Source organism: Pseudokineococcus marinus (assembly GCF_013004605.1).
Lineage (GTDB): Bacteria > Actinomycetota > Actinomycetes > Actinomycetales > Quadrisphaeraceae > Pseudokineococcus > Pseudokineococcus marinus.
Genome location: NZ_JABEMA010000033.1, coordinates 1 through 17,647, shown reverse-complemented (window position 1 = coordinate 17,647; position 17,647 = coordinate 1). Strand labels below are relative to the sequence as shown.

16 protein-coding genes and 1 pseudogene are annotated in these 17,647 nt (G+C 78.1%); 7 read left to right on the top strand and 10 right to left on the bottom strand.

All coding sequences use genetic code 11. The annotated features are described in order from the left end of the window. Window positions 1-299 precede the first annotated feature (299 nt). Together HLB09_RS19750 and HLB09_RS04335 are read left to right on the top strand one after the other, a co-directional pair. Window positions 300-530, top strand: a complete 231-nt coding sequence (locus tag HLB09_RS19750) for an Lrp/AsnC family transcriptional regulator (protein WP_171202175.1) — start codon at window positions 300-302, stop codon at window positions 528-530. Continuing rightward, a complete protein-coding gene (locus HLB09_RS04335) occupies window positions 527-991 on the top strand; it encodes a DUF3515 family protein (RefSeq protein ID WP_171202174.1) in 465 nt (154 codons plus the stop codon). The genes HLB09_RS19750 and HLB09_RS04335 overlap by 4 nt, the downstream gene beginning before the upstream one ends. Window positions 992-1,015: 24 nt before the next feature. Here the strand turns inward: HLB09_RS04335 and HLB09_RS04330 are convergent, their stop codons facing one another. After that, window positions 1,016-2,227 (bottom strand): D-alanine--D-alanine ligase family protein, encoded by a 1,212-nt coding sequence (locus tag HLB09_RS04330; RefSeq protein ID WP_171202173.1) that lies wholly within the window; start codon window positions 2,225-2,227, stop codon window positions 1,016-1,018. A gap of 143 nt (window positions 2,228-2,370) precedes the next feature. On the opposite strand from HLB09_RS04330, the gene HLB09_RS04325 reads away from it, so the two are divergent. Continuing rightward, window positions 2,371-3,558 carry a trans-sulfuration enzyme family protein gene (locus HLB09_RS04325; RefSeq protein WP_171202172.1) on the top strand — a complete coding sequence of 396 codons (1,188 nt, stop codon included), beginning with the start codon at window positions 2,371-2,373 and terminating at the stop codon, window positions 3,556-3,558. A gap of 80 nt (window positions 3,559-3,638) precedes the next feature. Here the strand turns inward: HLB09_RS04325 and HLB09_RS19745 are convergent, their stop codons facing one another. The 7 genes and pseudogenes from HLB09_RS19745 to HLB09_RS04295 form a co-directional block, all read right to left on the bottom strand. Further along, on the bottom strand, window positions 3,639-4,340 hold the full coding sequence (locus tag HLB09_RS19745) for a pentapeptide repeat-containing protein (protein ID WP_171202171.1): 702 nt from the start codon (window positions 4,338-4,340) through the stop codon (window positions 3,639-3,641). A gap of 1 nt (window position 4,341) precedes the next feature. Then, window positions 4,342-5,313, bottom strand: a complete 972-nt coding sequence (locus HLB09_RS20320) for an NAD(P)H-dependent glycerol-3-phosphate dehydrogenase (RefSeq protein WP_409372977.1) — start codon at window positions 5,311-5,313, stop codon at window positions 4,342-4,344. 60 nt (window positions 5,314-5,373) lie between these two features. Next, window positions 5,374-6,351, bottom strand: a pseudogene (locus tag HLB09_RS20315) (penicillin acylase family protein); the annotation flags it as partial. 8 nt (window positions 6,352-6,359) lie between these two features. Continuing rightward, window positions 6,360-8,318 (bottom strand): IucA/IucC family protein, encoded by a 1,959-nt coding sequence (locus tag HLB09_RS04310; RefSeq protein WP_322790023.1) that lies wholly within the window; start codon window positions 8,316-8,318, stop codon window positions 6,360-6,362. Continuing rightward, on the bottom strand, window positions 8,315-8,941 hold the full coding sequence (locus HLB09_RS04305; RefSeq protein ID WP_212770536.1) for a GNAT family N-acetyltransferase: 627 nt from the start codon (window positions 8,939-8,941) through the stop codon (window positions 8,315-8,317). Before HLB09_RS04305 ends, HLB09_RS04310 begins: the two co-directional genes overlap by 4 nt. After that, window positions 8,938-10,356 (bottom strand): lysine N(6)-hydroxylase/L-ornithine N(5)-oxygenase family protein, encoded by a 1,419-nt coding sequence (locus tag HLB09_RS04300; protein WP_171202170.1) that lies wholly within the window; start codon window positions 10,354-10,356, stop codon window positions 8,938-8,940. The genes HLB09_RS04305 and HLB09_RS04300 overlap by 4 nt, the downstream gene beginning before the upstream one ends. Continuing rightward, on the bottom strand, window positions 10,353-11,807 hold the full coding sequence (locus HLB09_RS04295; protein ID WP_246234232.1) for a pyridoxal phosphate-dependent decarboxylase family protein: 1,455 nt from the start codon (window positions 11,805-11,807) through the stop codon (window positions 10,353-10,355). Before HLB09_RS04295 ends, HLB09_RS04300 begins: the two co-directional genes overlap by 4 nt. Before the next feature lie 270 nt (window positions 11,808-12,077). Here HLB09_RS04295 and HLB09_RS04290 point away from each other — a divergent pair, with 270 nt between their 5' ends. From HLB09_RS04290 to HLB09_RS04280, 3 genes are read left to right on the top strand one after another with little or no spacing between them, the layout of a single operon-like run. After that, window positions 12,078-12,809, top strand: a complete 732-nt coding sequence (locus HLB09_RS04290; protein WP_171202168.1) for a siderophore-interacting protein — start codon at window positions 12,078-12,080, stop codon at window positions 12,807-12,809. Further along, window positions 12,806-14,170: an MFS transporter gene (locus HLB09_RS04285; RefSeq protein WP_212770534.1), complete on the top strand. Its 1,365-nt coding sequence runs from the start codon at window positions 12,806-12,808 to the stop codon at window positions 14,168-14,170. The genes HLB09_RS04290 and HLB09_RS04285 overlap by 4 nt, the downstream gene beginning before the upstream one ends. Window positions 14,171-14,207: 37 nt before the next feature. Continuing rightward, window positions 14,208-15,449, top strand: a complete 1,242-nt coding sequence (locus HLB09_RS04280; RefSeq protein ID WP_171202167.1) for an arginine deiminase — start codon at window positions 14,208-14,210, stop codon at window positions 15,447-15,449. Between the two features lie 145 nt (window positions 15,450-15,594). Here the strand turns inward: HLB09_RS04280 and HLB09_RS04275 are convergent, their stop codons facing one another. Together HLB09_RS04275 and HLB09_RS04270 are read right to left on the bottom strand one after the other, a co-directional pair. Further along, window positions 15,595-16,551 (bottom strand): DUF5926 family protein, encoded by a 957-nt coding sequence (locus HLB09_RS04275; protein ID WP_171202166.1) that lies wholly within the window; start codon window positions 16,549-16,551, stop codon window positions 15,595-15,597. 86 nt (window positions 16,552-16,637) lie between these two features. Further along, window positions 16,638-17,105, bottom strand: a complete 468-nt coding sequence (locus HLB09_RS04270; RefSeq protein WP_171202165.1) for an ATP-binding protein — start codon at window positions 17,103-17,105, stop codon at window positions 16,638-16,640. A 254-nt stretch (window positions 17,106-17,359) separates the two neighbouring features. Here HLB09_RS04270 and HLB09_RS04265 point away from each other — a divergent pair. After that, window positions 17,360-17,647 (top strand): sigma factor (locus tag HLB09_RS04265; protein WP_322790022.1); only part of this gene is annotated, 288 nt, incomplete at its 3' end.

The following is a 17,647-nucleotide window of genomic DNA, read 5'->3' as shown; positions in this document are numbered from 1 at the left end:
CGCCCGGACGGGCTGGGGCGGCGCAGCCCGGCCACGGTAGCGTCGCCCGCGCCCGTCCCGGCGGCGCCGCGGACCGCGGCCCGCCGGAGCGCACGACCAGGCGACGGACGTGGCGGTGGTGCGCCGCGCCGGCCCCACGAGGGCCCGGCCGCCGCGCCGTCGCCGAGGCGGCCGGCCCGCGGCGTCCCGGGCACCCGGGCCGCCACGGGCCACCCGTCCCGTCACCAGCCCCGCTCGACCCAGCCCAGCCAGCCGAGAACGGCGCCGCCCCAAGGCGCGCACCGAGGAGGAGAAGCCCCGTGGAGCAGGCGTACGTGCTCGTCCAGACCCAGGTCGGCCGCTCGTCGGAGGTCGCGGCCGCCCTGGCCGCCATCGGCGGCGTCGTGCTCGCCGAGGACGTGACGGGCCCCTACGACGTCATCGCCCGCGTCGAGGCACCGACCACCGGCCAGCTCGGCCGGCTCGTCTCCTCGCAGGTGCAGGCCGTGCCCGGCATCACGCGGACGGTGACCTGCACCGTCGTCGCGTGACGGGGACCGCGCCGCGCCGTCGCGCGCTCGTGGCGGCGACGGCCCTCCTGCTGCTCCCCGGCTGCGGGGGCTCGCCCGTCGCGGCCCCGGCCGCGCCCGAGGCGGCCGACCCGGGCTGCGCGTCCGTGCTCGTGCTCGTGCGCGAGGTCGACGAGCTGGCGGGCCTCCCGCGCGTCGCGTCGACCGGGCAGTCGACGGCCGCCTGGGCCTCGCCCGACCGGTCCGAGCAGGTGGTCCTGCGCTGCGGCGTCGACCTCCCCGGCCCCACGACGGACGCGTGCCTGTCGGTCGACGGCGTCGACTGGGTGGCCTCCGACGCCGAGGCGTCACCGCCCTGGACGACCTACGGGCGGGCCCCCGCCACGCAGGTCGCCGTCACGGGCGACCTCACGGCCGCCGACGTCCTGCCCGGGCTGGGCGGCGCCGTCGAGGCCCTGGAGGCCCGGCGCAGCTGCTCGTGACGGGCGCCGCGCCGGGAGCCGGTGTCAGCGCAGGCCGGCGCGACGCTCGAGGGCCAGCTCGAGGAGCCGGTCGACGAGCGCCGGGTAGGGCAGGCCCGAGGCCTCCCAGAGCCGGGGGAACATCGACGACGGGGTGAAGCCCGGCATCGTGTTGACCTCGTTGACGACGACCCGGCCGTCGTCGGCGACGAAGACGTCGACACGCGCCAGCCCCTCGCAGCCGAGGGCGTCGAAGGCGCGCAGCGCCGTCGCGCGCACGGACTCGGCGACCTCCTCCGGGACGTCGGCGGGGCAGGTGAGCTCCACGGCGCCGCCGTCGAGGTACTTGGCCTCGAAGTCGTAGAAGTCGCGGCCGTCGACGACGGCCACCTCGCCGACGACCGACGCCTCCGGCGCCGCCCCGCCGAGGCCGTCCAGCACGCCGCACTCCAGCTCGCGGCCGGCGACGGCCGCCTCCACGAGGACCCGCGGGTCGTGCTCGCGGGCGGCCTCCACGGCCGCGGCGAGCGCCGCGCGGGCGCCCTCCCGCCAGCGGCCGGGGGCCTCGCCCAGCACGACGCGGGTGACGCCCATCGACGAGCCCGCGCGGCACGGCTTGACGAAGACGACGGCGGCCCCGGCGCCCTCCGCGACGGCGAGGGCGGCGTCGAGGCGCTCCTCGCGGTCGGCGCGCCAGGCGCGGTCGGTGACGAGCGCCCACGGGCCGACGGCGACGCCCGCCGCGGCGAGGACGGTCTTGGCGTAGTGCTTGTCCATCGACACGGCGGAGGCCAGGACGCCCGAGCCGACGTAGCGGGTGTCGGACATCTCGAGCATGCCCTGCAGCGTCCCGTCCTCGCCGAAGGGACCGTGCAGGAGCGGGAGGACGACGTCGACCTCGCCGAGCGCGCGCGGGACGTCGCCGGCGTCGAGCGCGACGAGGCCGCGCTCGACGGGAGAGCGGGGCGCCAGCACGGCGGGCCCCTCCCCCGGCTCGACGACGGGCAGGACGCCGCCGGCGAGCTCCCAGCGCGCGGGGTCGTCGGCGGCGAGGACCCACCGGCCGTCGAGCGCGATGCCGACGGGGACGACGTCCCACCGGTCGCGGTCGAGCGCGCGCAGGACGCCCGCGGCGGTGACGCAGCTGATGCCGTGCTCGCTCGAGCGCCCGCCGAAGACGACGGCGACGCGGCGACGGCGGGGGGCTCCCTCCTGCGTGCGGTCCTCGGGGTCCCGTCCTGCCGGCTGCGCCTCCACCGCCGGGACGCTACCGGCGGCCCGAGCGCCCTCCGCGGCGCCACGCGGCGCCACGCGGCGCCTCGCCGCGGTCGGTCCGGCACCCGCCGTCGGCGGTGGGACGCGGGTCCGCCGCTCGGGCGCGGGCCCCTACGCTCGCCGCCATGGCGGACGGCACCCCCCACCCGACCGGCGCCGGGGCGAGCGGTCGCCCCTGGTCCCCCGCGACGACCGTCGTCGCCGCGGGACGGCCGCCGCGGACGCCGGACGCGCCGGTCAACCCGCCGCTCGTGCTGTCGTCCACCTTCGTGGGCGCCGGCAAGCCGGGGCCGGGCGCCCGGACCTACGCCCGCTCGTCCAACGCCAGCTGGGAGCCGCTGGAGGAGGTGCTCGCGACCCTCGAGGGCACCGGCGAGGACGGCGGCGCGCTCGCCTTCGCCTCGGGCATGGCCGCCGTGTCGGCGGTGCTCGCGCTCGTGCCCCTGGGCGGGCGCGTCGTCGCGCCGCGCTCGGCGTACAACACCTCGGTCGAGCTGCTCGAGCAGCTCGACGCCGACGGGCGGGCGCGCGTCACCTTCGTCGACGTCGCCGACACCGCGGAGGTCGAGAGCGCCCTCGCGGGCGGCGCCGACCTGCTGTGGCTGGAGTCGCCCACGAACCCGCTCCTGGAGGTGGCCGACCTGCCCGCGTGCGCCGCCGCGGGCCGGGGCGCCGGGGCCGTGGTCGCCGTGGACGGCACCTTCGCCACCCCCCTGGTGCAGCAGCCCCTCGCGCTCGGGGCGGACGTCGTCGTCCACTCGGTCACCAAGCTCCTGTCCGGGCACTCCGACGTCCTGCTCGGGGCCGTGGCGACGTCCGACGCCGCTCTGCTGCAGCGGCTGTCGACCCACCGCCGGGTGCACGGCGCCATCCCCGGGCCGTTCGAGGCGTGGCTGGCGCTGCGGGGCCTGCGGACCCTGGCGCTGCGCGTCGAGCGCACGGGGGCGACCGCCGCCGAGCTCGCGCGGCGCCTCGAGCGCCACCCCGCCGTCGGGCGCGTGCGGCACCCGTCCCTGCCCTCGGACCCGGGCCACGAGCGCGCGCGGGCCCAGATGCGCGGCGCCGGGAGCGTGCTGTCGCTGGAGCTGGTCGGCGACGACGACGGCGCCCTCGCCGCCGCCCTCGTCGACCGCCTGGGCCTGTGGACGCCGGCGACGAGCCTCGGCGGCGTCGAGTCGCTCGTCGAGCGCCGACGGCGCCACGCCAACGAGCCGCCGACGACGCCTCTCGGGCTGCTCCGTCTCTCCTGCGGCCTGGAGGACGTCGAGGACCTCTGGGCCGACCTCGAGCAGGCGCTCGACGGCGGGGCCTGAGCCCAGATCTGCTCGGCGGCAGACCCACTCGGCACTCGGCCCGGTCGCACCGGACCTGATCGGCACCAGAGCCGCTCGCGTCAGGCCCGCTCGGTGCCGTCCGCCCGGGCGGGTGCGGTCGGCACGACCCGCGCGCCGAGGTGCTCGGCGAGGCCGGTCGCGAAGCCGGCGGCCTGGTCCTCGCCGAGGACGACGCCCGCGAGGTCGCCCGGGCCGGTGATGCGCTCGACGCGGGCCCCGCTCACGTCGAGACCGGACAGGCGCGAGCCGGTGAGCACGAGCCGCTCGACGCGGCAGCCGACCAGCCGCACCCGCGCCGCCCGCGCGTCCGTGAGGTCGAGCTCCCCGACGACGCAGTCCTCGAGCAGGACGTCGGAGAGCTCGGCGCCCCGGGCGTCCAGGTGGTGCAGCCGGCACCCGCTGAGGCGGGTGCGGACGAGGTCGGCCTCCCCGAGCCGCAGCACGCCGGCTCGGGAGCCCTCGACGACGACGTCCCGCCAGGACGAGCCGGTGAGGTCGAGGTCCGTCGCGGCCAGCTCCTCGAGGCGGGTCGAGACGAGGCGGGCGCCGCGCAGGGCGGCGCCGTCGAGGCGGCAGGCGACGAGGGCGCACTCGAGCAGCCGCAGGTCGGGCAGCTCCGCCCCGGTGAGGTCCAGGCCGTCGAGCAGGAGCCCGTCGAGGTCCTCCCCCGCCCCCGGCGGCGCCGTGCGCGGCACGAGGTCGGGCAGGACCACCTCGACCCGCTCCGGGCGCGAGCGCCCCGCCGCGCCCCGTGACGCCACGTCAGCCGGCCTCGTGCTTGAGGTCGCGGGCCAGGAGCAGCCGCGCCGCCTCCCGCGCGTGGACCCGCCCCTCGACGACGTCGACGACCTGCTCGACGATGGGCATCTCGACGCCCGCGGACCGGGCGAGGGCCAGGACCGACGGGGCCGAGCGGACGCCCTCGGCCGTCTGGCGCACGACCCGCGCCGCCGCGCCGACGTCGAGACCGCGACCCAGCTGGACGCCCGTCTGGTGGTTGCGCGACAGGGGCGACGCGCAGGTGGCGACGAGGTCGCCCATCCCGGCGAGCCCGGCCAGCGTGGCCGCCTCGGCGCCCAGGGCGACGGCGAGGCGGGAGGTCTGCGCGAGGCCGCGGGTGATGATCGACGCCTTGGCGTTGTCGCCGTACCCGAGGCCCTCGGCCATGCCGACGGCCAGGCCGACGACGTTCTTGACGACGCCGCCGAGCTCGACGCCGAGGACGTCGTGGTGGGTGTAGGGCCGGAAGACCGGTGTGGCGCAGGCCGCCGCGACCTCGGCGGCGACGTCGGGGGCGTGGGCGGCCACCACCGTGGCCGTGGGCTGCCGCTCGGCGATCTCCCGGGCGAGGTTGGGACCCGAGACCACGGCCACGCGCTCGCGCGCGGCGCCGGACGCCTCGGCCACGACCTCGCTCATCCGCAGCCGCGAGCCGCTCTCGAGGCCCTTCGCCAGGCTGACGAGCGGGGCCCCGGCGGGGACGGCGTCGGCCACGCCGCCGAGGACGCCGCGCAGCGACTGCGACGGCAGGGCGAGCACCACGACGTCGGCGCCCTCGAGGGCGCGGCGCGGGTCCGTCGTCGCCGTGACGGCGTCCGGCAGCGCGACGCCCGGCAGGTAGGCCGGGTTGCCGCGCCCGCCCGCGACGGCGGCGACGACCTCGAGCCGGCGGCCCCACATGGCCACCTCGGCGCCGGCGTCGGCGAGCACCCGGCTCGGCGCGCGCAGGGCCAGGCCCTCGACCTCGGTGCCGTCGGCGAGGTCGAGCGCGGGCGCGTCGGGGCGCCGCCGGTCGAGCACGAGGAGGGGCCCGCGGGCGGTCTCGACGACGTCGACGCGCACGGGCTCCGCCCCGGCGACGTCGACGATCTCGGTGCGTCGCTCCACCGGCTCCCACCCGTCGGGCCCGTCCTCCGCCCGCCCTCCGGCCCCGTGGGCGAGCAGCCGCGACCCACCGTCCTCGTCCCGGCCGTCGACCCGCAGCCGCTCGACCAGGAGGTCCTGGTAGTCGGCCATCGCGTTCGTCACCGCCCACGCCACGGACCCGGCGTGCCCGAAGTGGGGGACGCCCGGCACGCCGGGGAAGGCGAGGCCGACGACGTCGACGCCCTCGGCGGCGCACACGAGGTGCACCTGCTGGTAGACGCCGGGCCGCTCGAGGAGGCGGTGCGGGTCGCCCGCGACGAGGGGCAGGCCGCTCGCCGTCCGGGAGCCGGCGACGGCGAGGGCGTTGCTGCCGTCGGGCGGCCCGACGGCGAAGGCGGCCGCGAGGTCCCCGCCGAGGTCCGGACCCAGGGCGCCCACCACGTGCTCGCGCCAGAGCTTCGTGCCGACCGACCCGAAGAGGAGGTGGTGGGAGAGCAGCACCGCGAGCGGCGTCCACGGCTGCCACCCCGGGGCCCCGTCGCCGTCGGGGCCCGTGCCGACGTCACCGCCGTCGAGCCCGAGGGCGCGCAGCTCGGGAGACCGTGCGGCGCCCTCGGGCAGGCCTGCGGCGACGCCCTGGGCGTACGCCGCGACGAAGCGGCGCACGGGCTCTTCCAGCGCGGCGTAGCAGCGGCGGGCGGTGTCCTGCAGGCGCACCCGGCGGGCGAGGACGTCCCACGCCAGCCCGGCCGGGCCGACGCGGGCGGCGAGCGTCCCCTCGGCGCGCCAGCGCTCGGACTCTAGCTGCCAGGCCCGGTCGTGCGCCGTCACCCGGCCCTGCGCGTGAGCCAGCTCCTCGAGCGAGCCGGCCTCGACCGTCGGCACGCCGTGGGCGTCGCGCCGCACGCGAGGCGTCACGGCGCGCCCCCCGCGGCCGGACCGCTCGCGGAGGTGCCGGTGCGACGCCGCGGGTCGTGCGGCGCCACCGGGTTGTCCAGCTCGCCCGCCATGAGCAGGGAGGAGACCTGGTCGGCGAGGTCGACCATCTGGAGGGTGTTGCGCAGCTGCAGCCGGTTGAGGCAGGAGTGCGCGAAGGTCGGGGTGAAGACGTCGAAGCGCTCGTGCGCGGCCGGGTGGTCGCGGCGGTGGGCGTCGAGGACCTCGGCGAGCACCCGCCACGACTCCTCCGCGGGCAGCAGCCCGTCGCGGTCGAGGACCGCGACGAGGTGGCGCAGCACCCCGTCGACGACGTCGGTGAAGAGCGACAGCAGCCGCACGCCCGGGTCGTCGGCCACGCGCACGCGCTCGACGCCGTCGGGGAGCGGCCGGTCGCCGAAGACGGCCACCTCCTCGCCGATGTCCTTGACGAGCACCCGCTCGACGACGTCGCCGCGCAGCACGACGAGGACGTTCTCCCCGTGCGGCATGAAGGCCAGGTCGTGCACGAGCAGGCAGTGGACGAGCGGGCGCACGTAGGCGCGCAGGTAGCGCTCGAGCCATTCTCGCGCCCCGAGGCCGGAGCCCTCGACGAGGGCCCCGACGAGGGAGCGGCCCTCGTGGTCGCGGTGCAGGAGCGCCGCCATGGTCATGGTGCGCTCGCCGTCCGCCAGCCGCGGGACGGGGCTCTCGCGCCACAGCGCCGCGACCATCCGCTGGTGCGCCGAGCGAGGGCCCGGGCGCGCGGAGCGGTGGTAGGCGTCGCCGGTGTACCCGACGGCGGCGAGCTCGCGCAGGACGCCGAAGCCCGAGCCCGCGAGCTCCGGGTCGCCCGCGACGACGTCGGCCACCCAGTCGTTCACGGCCGGCGTGCCGGCCATGTACGCGGGGGACAGGCCGCGGACGAAGCCCATGTTCTGCACGGCGAGCGCCGTCTTGACGTAGTGGCGCTCGGGGCGGTCGACGTCGAAGAAGGTGCGGATCGACTGCTGGGGCACGTACCGGTCGGGCCCGCGGCCGAGGAGCACGAGGTCCCGGCGGGCGAGGTCGGGCGCGAAGGTGACGGCGACCTTGGCGTCCCACTGCCACGGGTGCAGGGGCAGGAGGACGTAGCCCGCGGGGTCGCAGCCGAGGTCGCGCAGCCGCTGCGCGAAGACCGCCCGGACCTCGGGCCCGAGCTGGCCGTCGAGCAGCCCGTCCTCGTCGACGCCCGCACCGAGCGCGAGCACGGCGCGGTCGCGCCGGGCGGCCACCCACACGAGGCGTGCGGGCCGCCCGGCCTCGGGGGCGTAGCGGGCGGCGTCGTCGAGGCCGAAGCCGATGCGGCCGTTGTTGGCGAGGAAGCCCGGGTGGCCCTCGGTCATCGACCGCTCGACGGTCTGGAGGTCGGCGCGCGCCAGGACGCGGGCGTCGACCCGGCGGTGGTGGAGCTTCCACGCGGCGCCGGCGAGCGTCGCGGCCAGCTCCTCGAGGTAGGTGTGCAGCAGCGCGTCCGGCACGCCCAGCCACGGGGCGAGCTCGACGACGAGCTCCTGCACGTCGAGGTCGGCCGGCGCGCCGTCGACCGTGCGCACGACCGATGCCGCGTCGACGTCCCAGTGCTCGAGCGGCAGCACGCGCGCGCGGTAGCGGTACTCCGCCGTCCCGGGCGCGCGGCTGTGGTCGTCGTGGGGCGCGGCGCCGGGTGTGCGAAGCGACCACGTGCGCCACGGGCTGCGCCCGTCCGCCGTCCCCGGGTCCGCCCCCCTGTCGTCGCTCGGTGGGTCGTCGAGGGGGTCCGGGCGCAGGAGCCGCTCGTGCGCGAGCTCCGAGAGCGCCTTGGCGACGAGGTGGCGCTGCGCCGCGGCCATGGCCGCGGGCTCGAGGTGCTCGGCGCCCCCGACGGCGAGGTCGGCGAGGTCGGCGGGGTCGGGCCCGGCTCCGTGAGGGGCGGTCACCGCACGAGCCCCCCGAGCTCGCTGCGCTCGAAGGCCTCCCGCGTGCACGTCGAGAGCACCGCCGTCTTGCCGGGCAGCGCGAGCAGGCCGTGCTCGACGAAGCCGGCGGCGCGGTTCTTGGCGCGCACGGCCGTGTTCTGCTCGTCGGGCTCGACGACGACGCGCCGCGCCCCCGGCTGCGCCAGGGCGAGGCGGACGACGGCGGCCACGGCCGTCGACGTCAGCCCGGGGACCGGGGGAGCGCCGGGCTCGGGCGGCGCGACGAGCAGGTGCATCCCGACGTCGCCGGCCTCGGCGTCCCAGTGGCCGGCGAGCACGCGCTCGCGCGGGTCGTAGGTCTCCGCCAGCACGAGCGGGCGGCCGTCGAGGTGGCCCAGCCACGCGTGGTGGCAGGGGTCCGCGGCGATGGTGGCGTGCTCGGCGCGGACGTCCTCCGTCGTGGCGCCCTGCATCTGCCAGAACACCGAGCGCGGGGCGGTCACCCACGCGTGCAGCTGCACGAGGGTCGCGTCGCCCAGAGGGGTCGTGCCGTCGACGGGCAGCGGCTCGAAGGTCCACGTGCCCAGCGCGGAGCGCGCCGTCACGGCGGCGACCGGCGCCGTCGTCGGGCCCGCGCCGGTCACCGCGCGGCCCCCGCCGGCGCCGGCTCGGACGCCGGAGTCCCACGGAGGTGCACGTCGCCGAGGGGGCCGCCCGCGGGGCCCTCGACGCCGAACTGCTGGTAGGCGATGTGCTCCTCGACGGGGTAGACCTCGCGCCCGCACATCGCGTTGATCACCACCGAGGCGCGGAAGGCGCCCATGCCGAGGTCGGGGGCCGCGATGCCGTGCGTGTGCTCCTCGCCGTTGAGCACGAAGACCTCCCGGTCGTCGTGGTCGACGGTGTAGCCGAGGGCGACGTCGTAGCGGCCCTGCGCGTCCCACCGGACGCGGTGGCGCACGGGCTCGAGGAAGGCGGGCACCTCGGCGCGGTACCCGGTGGCGAGGACGAGGCCCTGCGTCTCCCGGGTCGTGCGGCCGCCCGTCTCGGCGTGGTGCAGGTCGAGGACGTACGTGCGCCGCTCGTCGTCCCGGCGCGCGCCCGTGAGCTCGACGCCGGTGAGCAGCTCGGTGGGCACCTCGCCGCGGGAGCCGAGCCGGTAGAGCGTGTCGTAGATCGCGTCGACGAGGTCGGCGCTGATGCCCTTGTGCAGCTGGCGCTGCTCGCGGGCCAGCTCGTCGCGGCGGCGCGGCGGGAGCGCGTGGTGGTAGCGCACGTACTCCGGCGACGTCATCTCGAGCGTGAGCTTCGTGTACTCCATGGGGAAGAAGCGGGGCGAGCGCGTCACCCAGTCCACCCGGTAGCCGCAGCGCCGGGCGTCGGTGAGCAGGTCGAGGTACACCTCCGCGGCGCTCTGGCCGCTGCCGACGACCGTCACCGAGCCCAGGCGCTGCAGCTCGTCCTTGCGGTCGAGGTAGGAGGCGCTGTGCAGCGCGGGTCCGGGCAGCTCGCGGGCGACCTCGGGGACCGACGGCCGCGTGCCGACGCCGAGGACGAGCCGGCGCCCGCGGTGGGTCTCGGTGGCGCCCGTGCGGGTGCAGCGGGCGGTGACGACGTAGCGGCCGCCGGCCCCGTCGTCCTCGTGGTCGACCCGCACGACCTCGCGGCCGAAGCGCAGGCCCGGCACGCGGCCCGCCACCCAGCGGCAGTAGGCGTCGACGTCCGAGCGCAGCGGGTAGAAGGACTCGCGGATGTAGAAGGGGTACAGGCGCCCCGTCGCCTTGAGCCAGGCGAGGAACGAGAACTCCGACGTCGGGTCGGCCATCGTCACGAGGTCGGCCATGAAGGGCACCTGCGTCGTGGCGCCCTCGAGCATCATCCCGGGGTGCCAGGAGAACTCCTCCTTGGCGTCGAGGAAGACGCCGGAGAGGTCGGGCACCGGGGCGACGAGCGCCGCCAGCCCCAGGCCGAAGGGGCCGATCCCGACGGCGACGAAGTCGTGGACGGGGCCCTCGTGGACAGGGCCCTCGGGCGCGCCCGCGCCGGCCGGGGCGCTCACGCCGCGCTCCCCGCGGCCGCCGCCACCGGGGCGGGCAGCGGCGCGAGCAGGTCCTCGCCGGCCTCGCGCACGAGCCGCAGGACGTCGGCGACGTCGGCCCGCGTCGTCGCGGGGTCGAGGAAGGTCATCTTCAGCCAGGGCCGCCCGTCGAGGACGGTGCGGGCCACGACGGCCGCGCCGTCGGCGGCCAGCCGGTCGCGCACCCCGCCGACGAGCGCGTCGGCGGTGCCCTCGTCGACCGGCGTCGGGGCGCCGTCGGGCCCGGCCACCAGCGGGCGCAGTCGGAAGACGACGGTGCTCAGCTCCGGCGCGCTGTGGAGCTCGACGTCGGGCTGGCGGGCGAGGTCCTCGGCGACGTCGGCCGCCAGGTCGACGCAGGCGTCGACGGCGTCGCCGACCGCGTCCGCGCCCAGGACCCGCAGGGTCAGCCACAGCTTGACGGCGTCGAAGCGCCGCGTCGTCTGCAGGCTCGTGTCGACGTGGTTGGGCACGCCCTCCTCGCGCGGGTTGAGGTAGGCGGCGTGGTGGGCCACGAGGTCCATCGCCGCGCCGTCGCGCACGAGCACCGCGGAGGAGGCCACCGGCTGGAAGAAGGTCTTGTGGAAGTCGACGGTCACCGACGACGCCCGCTCGACGCCGTCGAGCAGGTGCCGCCGTCGCCTCGAGACGAGCAGGCCCCCGCCGTACGCGGCGTCGACGTGCAGCCACAGGCCGCGCTCGTCGCAGACGTCGGCGACGGCGGCGAGGGGGTCCACGCGGCCGAGGTCCGTCGTCCCGGCGGTGGCGACGACGGCCGCGACGACGTCGCCGGCCGCCCGCGCGTCGTCGGCGACCCGGGCCAGCGCGGCGGGGTCGAGGCGGTGGCGGGCGTCGGTGGGCACCCGCACGACCGCGTCGGCGCCCAGGCCGAGGAGCCGCGCGGCGCGCGTGACGCTGAAGTGGGCCTGGTCGCTGGCCAGCACGCGCAGGCGGCCGGGCAGGAGCTCGTCCGGCCGCGCGAGGCCGCGCGCCGCCAGCGCCGCCTCCCGGGCGAGCAGCAGCGCGTGGGTGTTGGACTGCGTGCCGCCGCTCGTGAAGACGCCGCGCGCGCCCGGCCCGAGGCCGGCCCGCTCGGCGGCCCAGTCGAGCAGGCGCCGCTCGAGGAGGGTGGCCACCCGGGACTGGTCGTAGGTGTCCATCGAGGTGTTCACCGCGGAGGCCAGCAGGTCCGCCGCGAGCGCCGGCAGCGCCACCGGGCAGTTGAGGTGCGCGACGTAGCCGGGCGCGTGGAACCACACGGCGTGGTCGAGCCACACCCGCGAGAGCTCCTCGAGGGCCGCGGGGGTGTCGCCGAGCGGTGCGTCCAGGTCGACGGCGTCGACGAGCGCCTGCAGCTCCTGCTGCGGAGCGCCGGTGTGCGGGCGCCGTGCCCCGCGGACCGAGCGGCTGAGCACGTCGACCGCCGCGGACATCGCCGCCACGTAGGCGTCGGCGGTGGTCTCGCGGAGGAACGGGTCCGCGGCGGGGGCGGTGGGCGGCACGGGGTCTCCCGGGGGAGCGGGCGTCGGCGGACGCGGCGGTCGGACGAGGGCTCGGGCGCCGGGGATCGGCAGGCCGAGGGGCGGCGGCTGAGGTAAGGCTGCCCTCAGCGCGGGTACGGTACACATCTCCCGGGGCCGCGCGGCAGGTGCGGGCCCGCGCCGGGTGGGACCGCCACCGGGCCGACGCCTGAGGAGGAGCACGTGCAGCACGGCTGGCAGGGCGCGGTGATCAAGGCGCTGCGCGGACGGGACTTCACCCTCGAGGTGCTCTCGGCGCAGGACGTGGGCGGCCGCTACCGGAGGGTGCGGGTGCGCGACGGCGGCCTGCTGGCGGCCTGCCCGCCGCACCCGACGATGTGGGTGCGGCTGTGGTTCTCGGACGGCGGGCGCCCGCACCAGCGCGCCTTCACCGTCGTCGACCCCGACCCGGCGGCGGGCTCCTTCGACCTCGAGTTCGCGCTCCACGACGGCGTCGCCGCGGCCTGGTCGCTGGCCGCCCGGCCGGGCGACCGCCTCGACGCCACGGTCTACGGGACGCGCTTCGACCCGCTGCCGGACCCGGTCCGCCGCCTGCACCTCGTCGGCGACCCGGCGTCGCTGCCCGCGGTGAACTCCGTGCTCGACGCCCACCCCGGGACGCCGGCGACCGTCGTCCTCGAGCAGGGGCACCCGGGCGACCGGGCCCTGCCCGTGCGCTCGCGCGAGGGTCACGACGTCACGTGGGTGCCGCGCGGCGACGGTGCCGCGGCCGGGACGGCGCTGCTCGAGCACGTGCGCTCCGGATGGGCGGTCGGCGCGGACGCCCGCGCCGACTGGTTCTGGCTGGGCTGCGAGGCCGCCAGCACACGCGCGCTCTCGCGCCACCTGCGCCGCGACCTCGGCGTCCCGAAGGAGCGCGTCTCCGCGCTCGGGTACTGGCGGGACGAGGCGTGAGCCGCGCCCCGGCGTCCTCCGCGGCGACCGCCGGGCCCGCCGTCGTCGCGGCGACGCCGGCTGACCCTGTGGTCGCGCCCCCCGGCGCCGCGCTCCCGAGGGCCGCGGGTGCGGCGGCGCGCCCGCCGTGGCTGCTGCTCGGCTCGCTGTGGGTCACCCAGTACATCGGCATCGGCTTCCTCACCGTCGGGCTCGTCGCCGTCCTCCGCGACGCCGGCACCTCGCTCGACACGCTCGCGCTGCTCTCCCTGCTCGGGCTCGTGTGGCCCCTCAAGGTGCTGTGGGCGCCGCTGCTCGACCGCTTCGGCTCCCGCCGGCTGGGCCACTACCGCTCGTGGCTGCTCGTGCTGCAGACCGGCATGGTCCTGGCGCTCCTGGCGATGCTGCCGCTCGACGACCCGGCCGCCAGGCTCGGTCCGCTGGCGGCCCTCGCCGCCGTCTTCGTCCTGCTCTCGGCGACGCAGGACGTCGCGGCCGACGCCCTCTCGGTGCGGCTGCTGCGCCCGGCCGACCGCGGGGTCGCCGGCGGCGTGCAGGTGGCCGCCAGCTACCTCGGCACGGTGCTCGGCGGCGGCGTCTGCGTCCTCGTCTACGACCGGTGGGGCTGGCACGCCGCTGTCCTCCTGCTCGCGGCGCTCACGCTCGTCGCTCTCGGCGTCGTCGCCGCCTTCCGCGAGCCCCCGCGGGCCGACGGCGGTGCGGGCGGCTCGGCGGCCGCGTCGAGGGGAGGCGTGCCCTGGGGCGCGGTCGTCTCGGTGTTCCGGCGCCCGGGCGTGCCGGCGTGGGCGCTCGTCGTCGTGCCGCTGCTCTACGGCGGCGTCGCGGGCGTCTGGTCGCTGACGAGCCCCGCGCTCGTCGACGCCGGCTGGTCGCTGGCCCGCATCGGCGTCGTCACCGGCGTCGTCGTCAGCGTGCCCGCCCTCGTCGCCGGGCTGGTCTCCGGGTGGCTCGTGCGGCGCCTCGGCCGGTCCGCCGTGCTCGTGGCCGGGGGAGCGGTGCTCGTCGTCTCGACCGCCGGGGTGGTCCCGCTGCTGCTGGGCTCGGCGCCGCTGGCGTGGACGGTGACGGCGCTGTCGGGCTTCCTCGTGGCCTACACGGCCCTCAACGTCGTGATCTACACGGTGAGCATGGACCTCTCGCGCCCGGCCACCGGCGGCAGCGACTTCACGGCCCTCACGACCGTCGCGCTGCTCGTCTCCTTCGCGGCGGGCTCGCTCGCGCTGCTCGTCGCCGGGCTCGGCGGCTACGTGCTGTCGGCGGTCGTCTTCGCGGCCGTCGGGCTCGCGGGCGTCGGGCTGGGGGTCCGGTGGCTGCGCTCGCCCGCCGGCCGGGCCGCGGCGTCCGGCGTCCCGGCCGCCTGAGCGTCCCGGGGGAGGAGCCCGCGGCTAGCCTCCGGCCATGTCGAGCCAGCCCCCCGCGCCCCACGGCGTCACGAGCGAGGTCGGGCCCCTGCGCTCGGTCGTCCTCCACCGCCCCGGCGCCGAGCTCGCGCGGCTCACCCCGCGCAACAACGACCGCCTGCTCTTCGACGCCATCCCCTGGGTGGCGCGCGCGCAGGACGAGCACGACGCCTTCGCCGAGCTGCTGCGCGGCCGAGGGGTCGAGGTGCTCGAGCTCGCCGACCTCATCGCCGAGGCCCTCGAGGAGCCCGTCGCCCGCGAGGAGTCCGTCGCCGCCGTCCTGACCGACCCCTCCCTCGGGCGCGTGCTCGGGGCACGGGTCGCCGAGCACCTGCACGCCCTCGCGCCCAAGGACCTCGCTGACGTGCTCGTGGCCGGTCTGCGGCTCGACGAGCTCGACCTCGCGCGCCCCTCGCGCGAGCCGGGCCTCGTCGCCGCCCTGCGGGAGGCCGGGGACTTCGTCGTCGAGCCGCTGCCCAACCTCCTCTTCACGCGCGACTCGTCGGCCTGGGTGGGCGACTCGGTCGTCGTGTCCTCCCTGGCGATGCCCGCGCGGCACCGGGAGACCTCGCTGACGCGCGTCGTCTACGCCCACCACCCCCGCTTCGCCGGCACGGAGCTGCTCTACGAGCCCGGCCTCGAGCACGTCGAGGGCGGCGACGTCCTCGTGCTCTCCGACGGCGTGCTCGCCGTCGGCACGGGCGAGCGGACGACGCCCGCCGGCGTGGAGCGCCTGGCCGAGAGGGCCTTCCGCAGCGGCCGCGCGCACACCGTCCTGGCGGTGCCCGTGGCGCAGGAGCGGGCGACGATGCACCTCGACACGGTCTGCACCATGGTCGACGTCGACCAGGTCGTCATGTACCCCTCGATCGCCCACTCGCTGACGGCGTACGCGCTCACGCCCGTCGACGCGGGCGACCCGGACGCCGGCGTGCACGTCGGCGGGGCGCGGCCCTTCCTCGCCGCGGCCGCCGAGGCCATGGGCATCGACGAGCTCCGCGTCGTCGACACCGGCCTCGACGAGGTCACGGCCGAGCGCGAGCAGTGGGACGACGGCAACAACACCCTGGCCCTCGCGCCCGGCGTCGTCGTCGCCTACGAGCGCAACACCCGGACCAACGCCCGCCTCGAGGCCCACGGCGTCGAGGTGCTGCCCATCAGCGGGTCCGAGCTCGGCTCGGGCCGCGGCGGCCCGCGGTGCATGAGCTGCCCCGTCTCCCGGGACCCGCTCAGCGCCTGACGCCACCCGCCGCCTCCGCGGACGAAGGCTACGAAATCCGTCGTCGGGCGCTCCCGGTGCGGAGAAGGGCTACGAAGTCCGTCCGGAAGCGCCTCGCAGGCGGAGAACGGCTACGAAGTTCGACCGGCGGTAGCGGCGGGCCGGGTCAGCGCAGGGTGACCTGGCGCGAGACGACGCCGGCGCGGGCCCGGCGCTCGTCGGCCGTCAGCGGCTCGGTCGTCGCGAGCGCCTCGTCGAGCGCGGCGCGGAAGGCGGCCGCGGGCTCCTCGACGTCGTCGGCGACGGCGTCCTCCGCGAGGTCCCACACGGGGACGACGAGGCCCTGGGCGCGGAAGGCGCCGACGTACTTCGTGCCCTCGCCCAAACCCGCCCGGCCGGCCGCGTGGAGGCGCGCCAGGGCGTCGAGCAGGGGCTCCTCGTCCTCGACCATCGCCCACCGCAGGTGCGTGCGCTCCCCGATGCGGCACCAGTAGGCGCCGTCCACGGTGCGCAGGCGCTCGGTGGGCACGACGGCCTCGTCGGCGCGCTCGAGGGAGGCGGCCACCTCGGCGTCGGCCTCGGCGCCCTCGGGCAGCCAGAAGTCGAAGCCCTCGTGCACGCGCACCTCGAAGGGCCGCGCGACGTCGAGGACGTCCTGCAAGCGCGGGGTGGCGGGGGTGACCGCGGGACGCTGCTCGAGCGGCTGCCCGGGCTCGCTCGCGACGACGGCGAGGAGCGCCGCGGCGAGGTCGCGGCTCGGGTCGCCGCTCGAGCCGGGCGCCTGCAGGCCGACGAGGCGCTCGCCGTCCGCGCGGTGCAGCCCCGGCCACGCCAGGGGGAGCACGGTCGCGACGGTGACGTCGACGCCCCCGTGCTCGGGCGTCGTCCGCACGGAGGCGGTGGCCGCCGGCACGACCTCGCGCAGGCAGACCCAGTCAGCCTCGCCGGGCAGCCCGGCGAAGGGGCGGCGGACGATCTCCGTGGCCGCCGCGCGGGCGGCGCGCCCGTGGCACACCTTGTAGCGCTTGCCGGAGCCGCAGGGGCAGGGCTCGCGCGGGCCGACGACGGGCACGTCCTCCACGGCGGTGGCGGCGGGACGACGTGCGGGAGACCTCTTCGCCATGGCGCGACCCTACGCAGCCGTCGCGGCCCGCCGCGTCCCACCGCCGCGCCCACGAGCCTCGGGGCGTCGGCCGACCGGCGGTGGCGTCAGGCGACCGGTCGTCGGCGGCGCGTCGGGCCGCCGAGCGCAGCCCACACGGTGCGCCGGCCGTCGTCCTCCTCGACGACGCCCCACTCGTGCGCCAGCGCCCGCACGATGCGCAGCCCGCGGCCGGAGGTCGCCATCGGGGCCGGCCGCTGGGGCCGGACCTCGCCGGGCGACCCGCCGTCGGTCACCTCGACGTCGACGACGTCGCCGCGGACCTGCCAGCGCAGCAGGACGCGCCCGGAGTCGTCGGGGCGGGCGTGGCGCAGGGCGTTGCCGAGCAGCTCGCTGACGACCACGCTGACCTCGTGGACCAGCTCGTCGTCGACCCGTTCGGCGACGTCGGCGGTGATCGTCCGCCGCGCCACGGGCACGGCCCCGGGCCGGTGCGCCACCGCCACCGCCCGGGCGTCCCCGCGCTGGCGGGAGTCGAGCACCTCGGGTGCCGTCGCGGTCGTGGCCACCTGCATCGCTCCTCCAGACGTCCTGCACGCACGGGGCAGCGCCCCGCCGGGGACCTCGGTGCTCCGGCGCACGCCCCGTCCCCCGTGGCACAGCCTGGACCCCCGTGCCCGCGCGGGTCCAGCCCCCCGGCGCTGCCGTCGTGCGCCCGTCCCCCGGCGCACCCCTCGGCGTCCTCCTCCGCCGGCCCCTCCGCGGGTCCTCCCCGCCGTGACCGGACGGGCCGCCCTCACACGCGGGCGACCCCGCGCGTCCTCCTCCCGTGAGCGCACCTCCCTTCGCCCTCCTCGTCGAGGAGCACTGGCGCGACGTCGCCCGGCTGGCGCGCGCCCTCGCCGGCCCGGTGGACGGTGACGACGTCGCCCAGCAGGCCTGGGCCCAGGCGCTGGCCGCCTACCCGCCGCCGGGCGGGCTGCGCGACCCGCGCGCCTGGCTCCTCGTCGTCACGAGCCGGTGCGCCACCGACGTGCACCGGGCGCGGGCGCGGCGGCCCGTGCCGGTCGAGGAGGTGCCGGAGGCCACGGCGGGCGGGGACCCGGCCGACGGCGAG

What these genes read in the sequence shown, in the direction of transcription:
- HLB09_RS04325 (WP_171202172.1), top strand. Translation starts at nt 2,371, where the DNA reads ATGGCGGACGGCACCCCCCACCCGACCGGCGCCGGGGCGAGCGGTCGC.
- HLB09_RS04295 (WP_246234232.1), bottom strand. Translation starts at nt 11,807, where the DNA reads ATGTCCGCGGCGGTCGACGTGCTCAGCCGCTCGGTCCGCGGGGCACGG.
- HLB09_RS04280 (WP_171202167.1), top strand. Translation starts at nt 14,208, where the DNA reads ATGTCGAGCCAGCCCCCCGCGCCCCACGGCGTCACGAGCGAGGTCGGG.
- HLB09_RS04275 (WP_171202166.1), bottom strand. Translation starts at nt 16,551, where the DNA reads ATGGCGAAGAGGTCTCCCGCACGTCGTCCCGCCGCCACCGCCGTGGAG.
- HLB09_RS04270 (WP_171202165.1), bottom strand. Translation starts at nt 17,105, where the DNA reads ATGCAGGTGGCCACGACCGCGACGGCACCCGAGGTGCTCGACTCCCGC.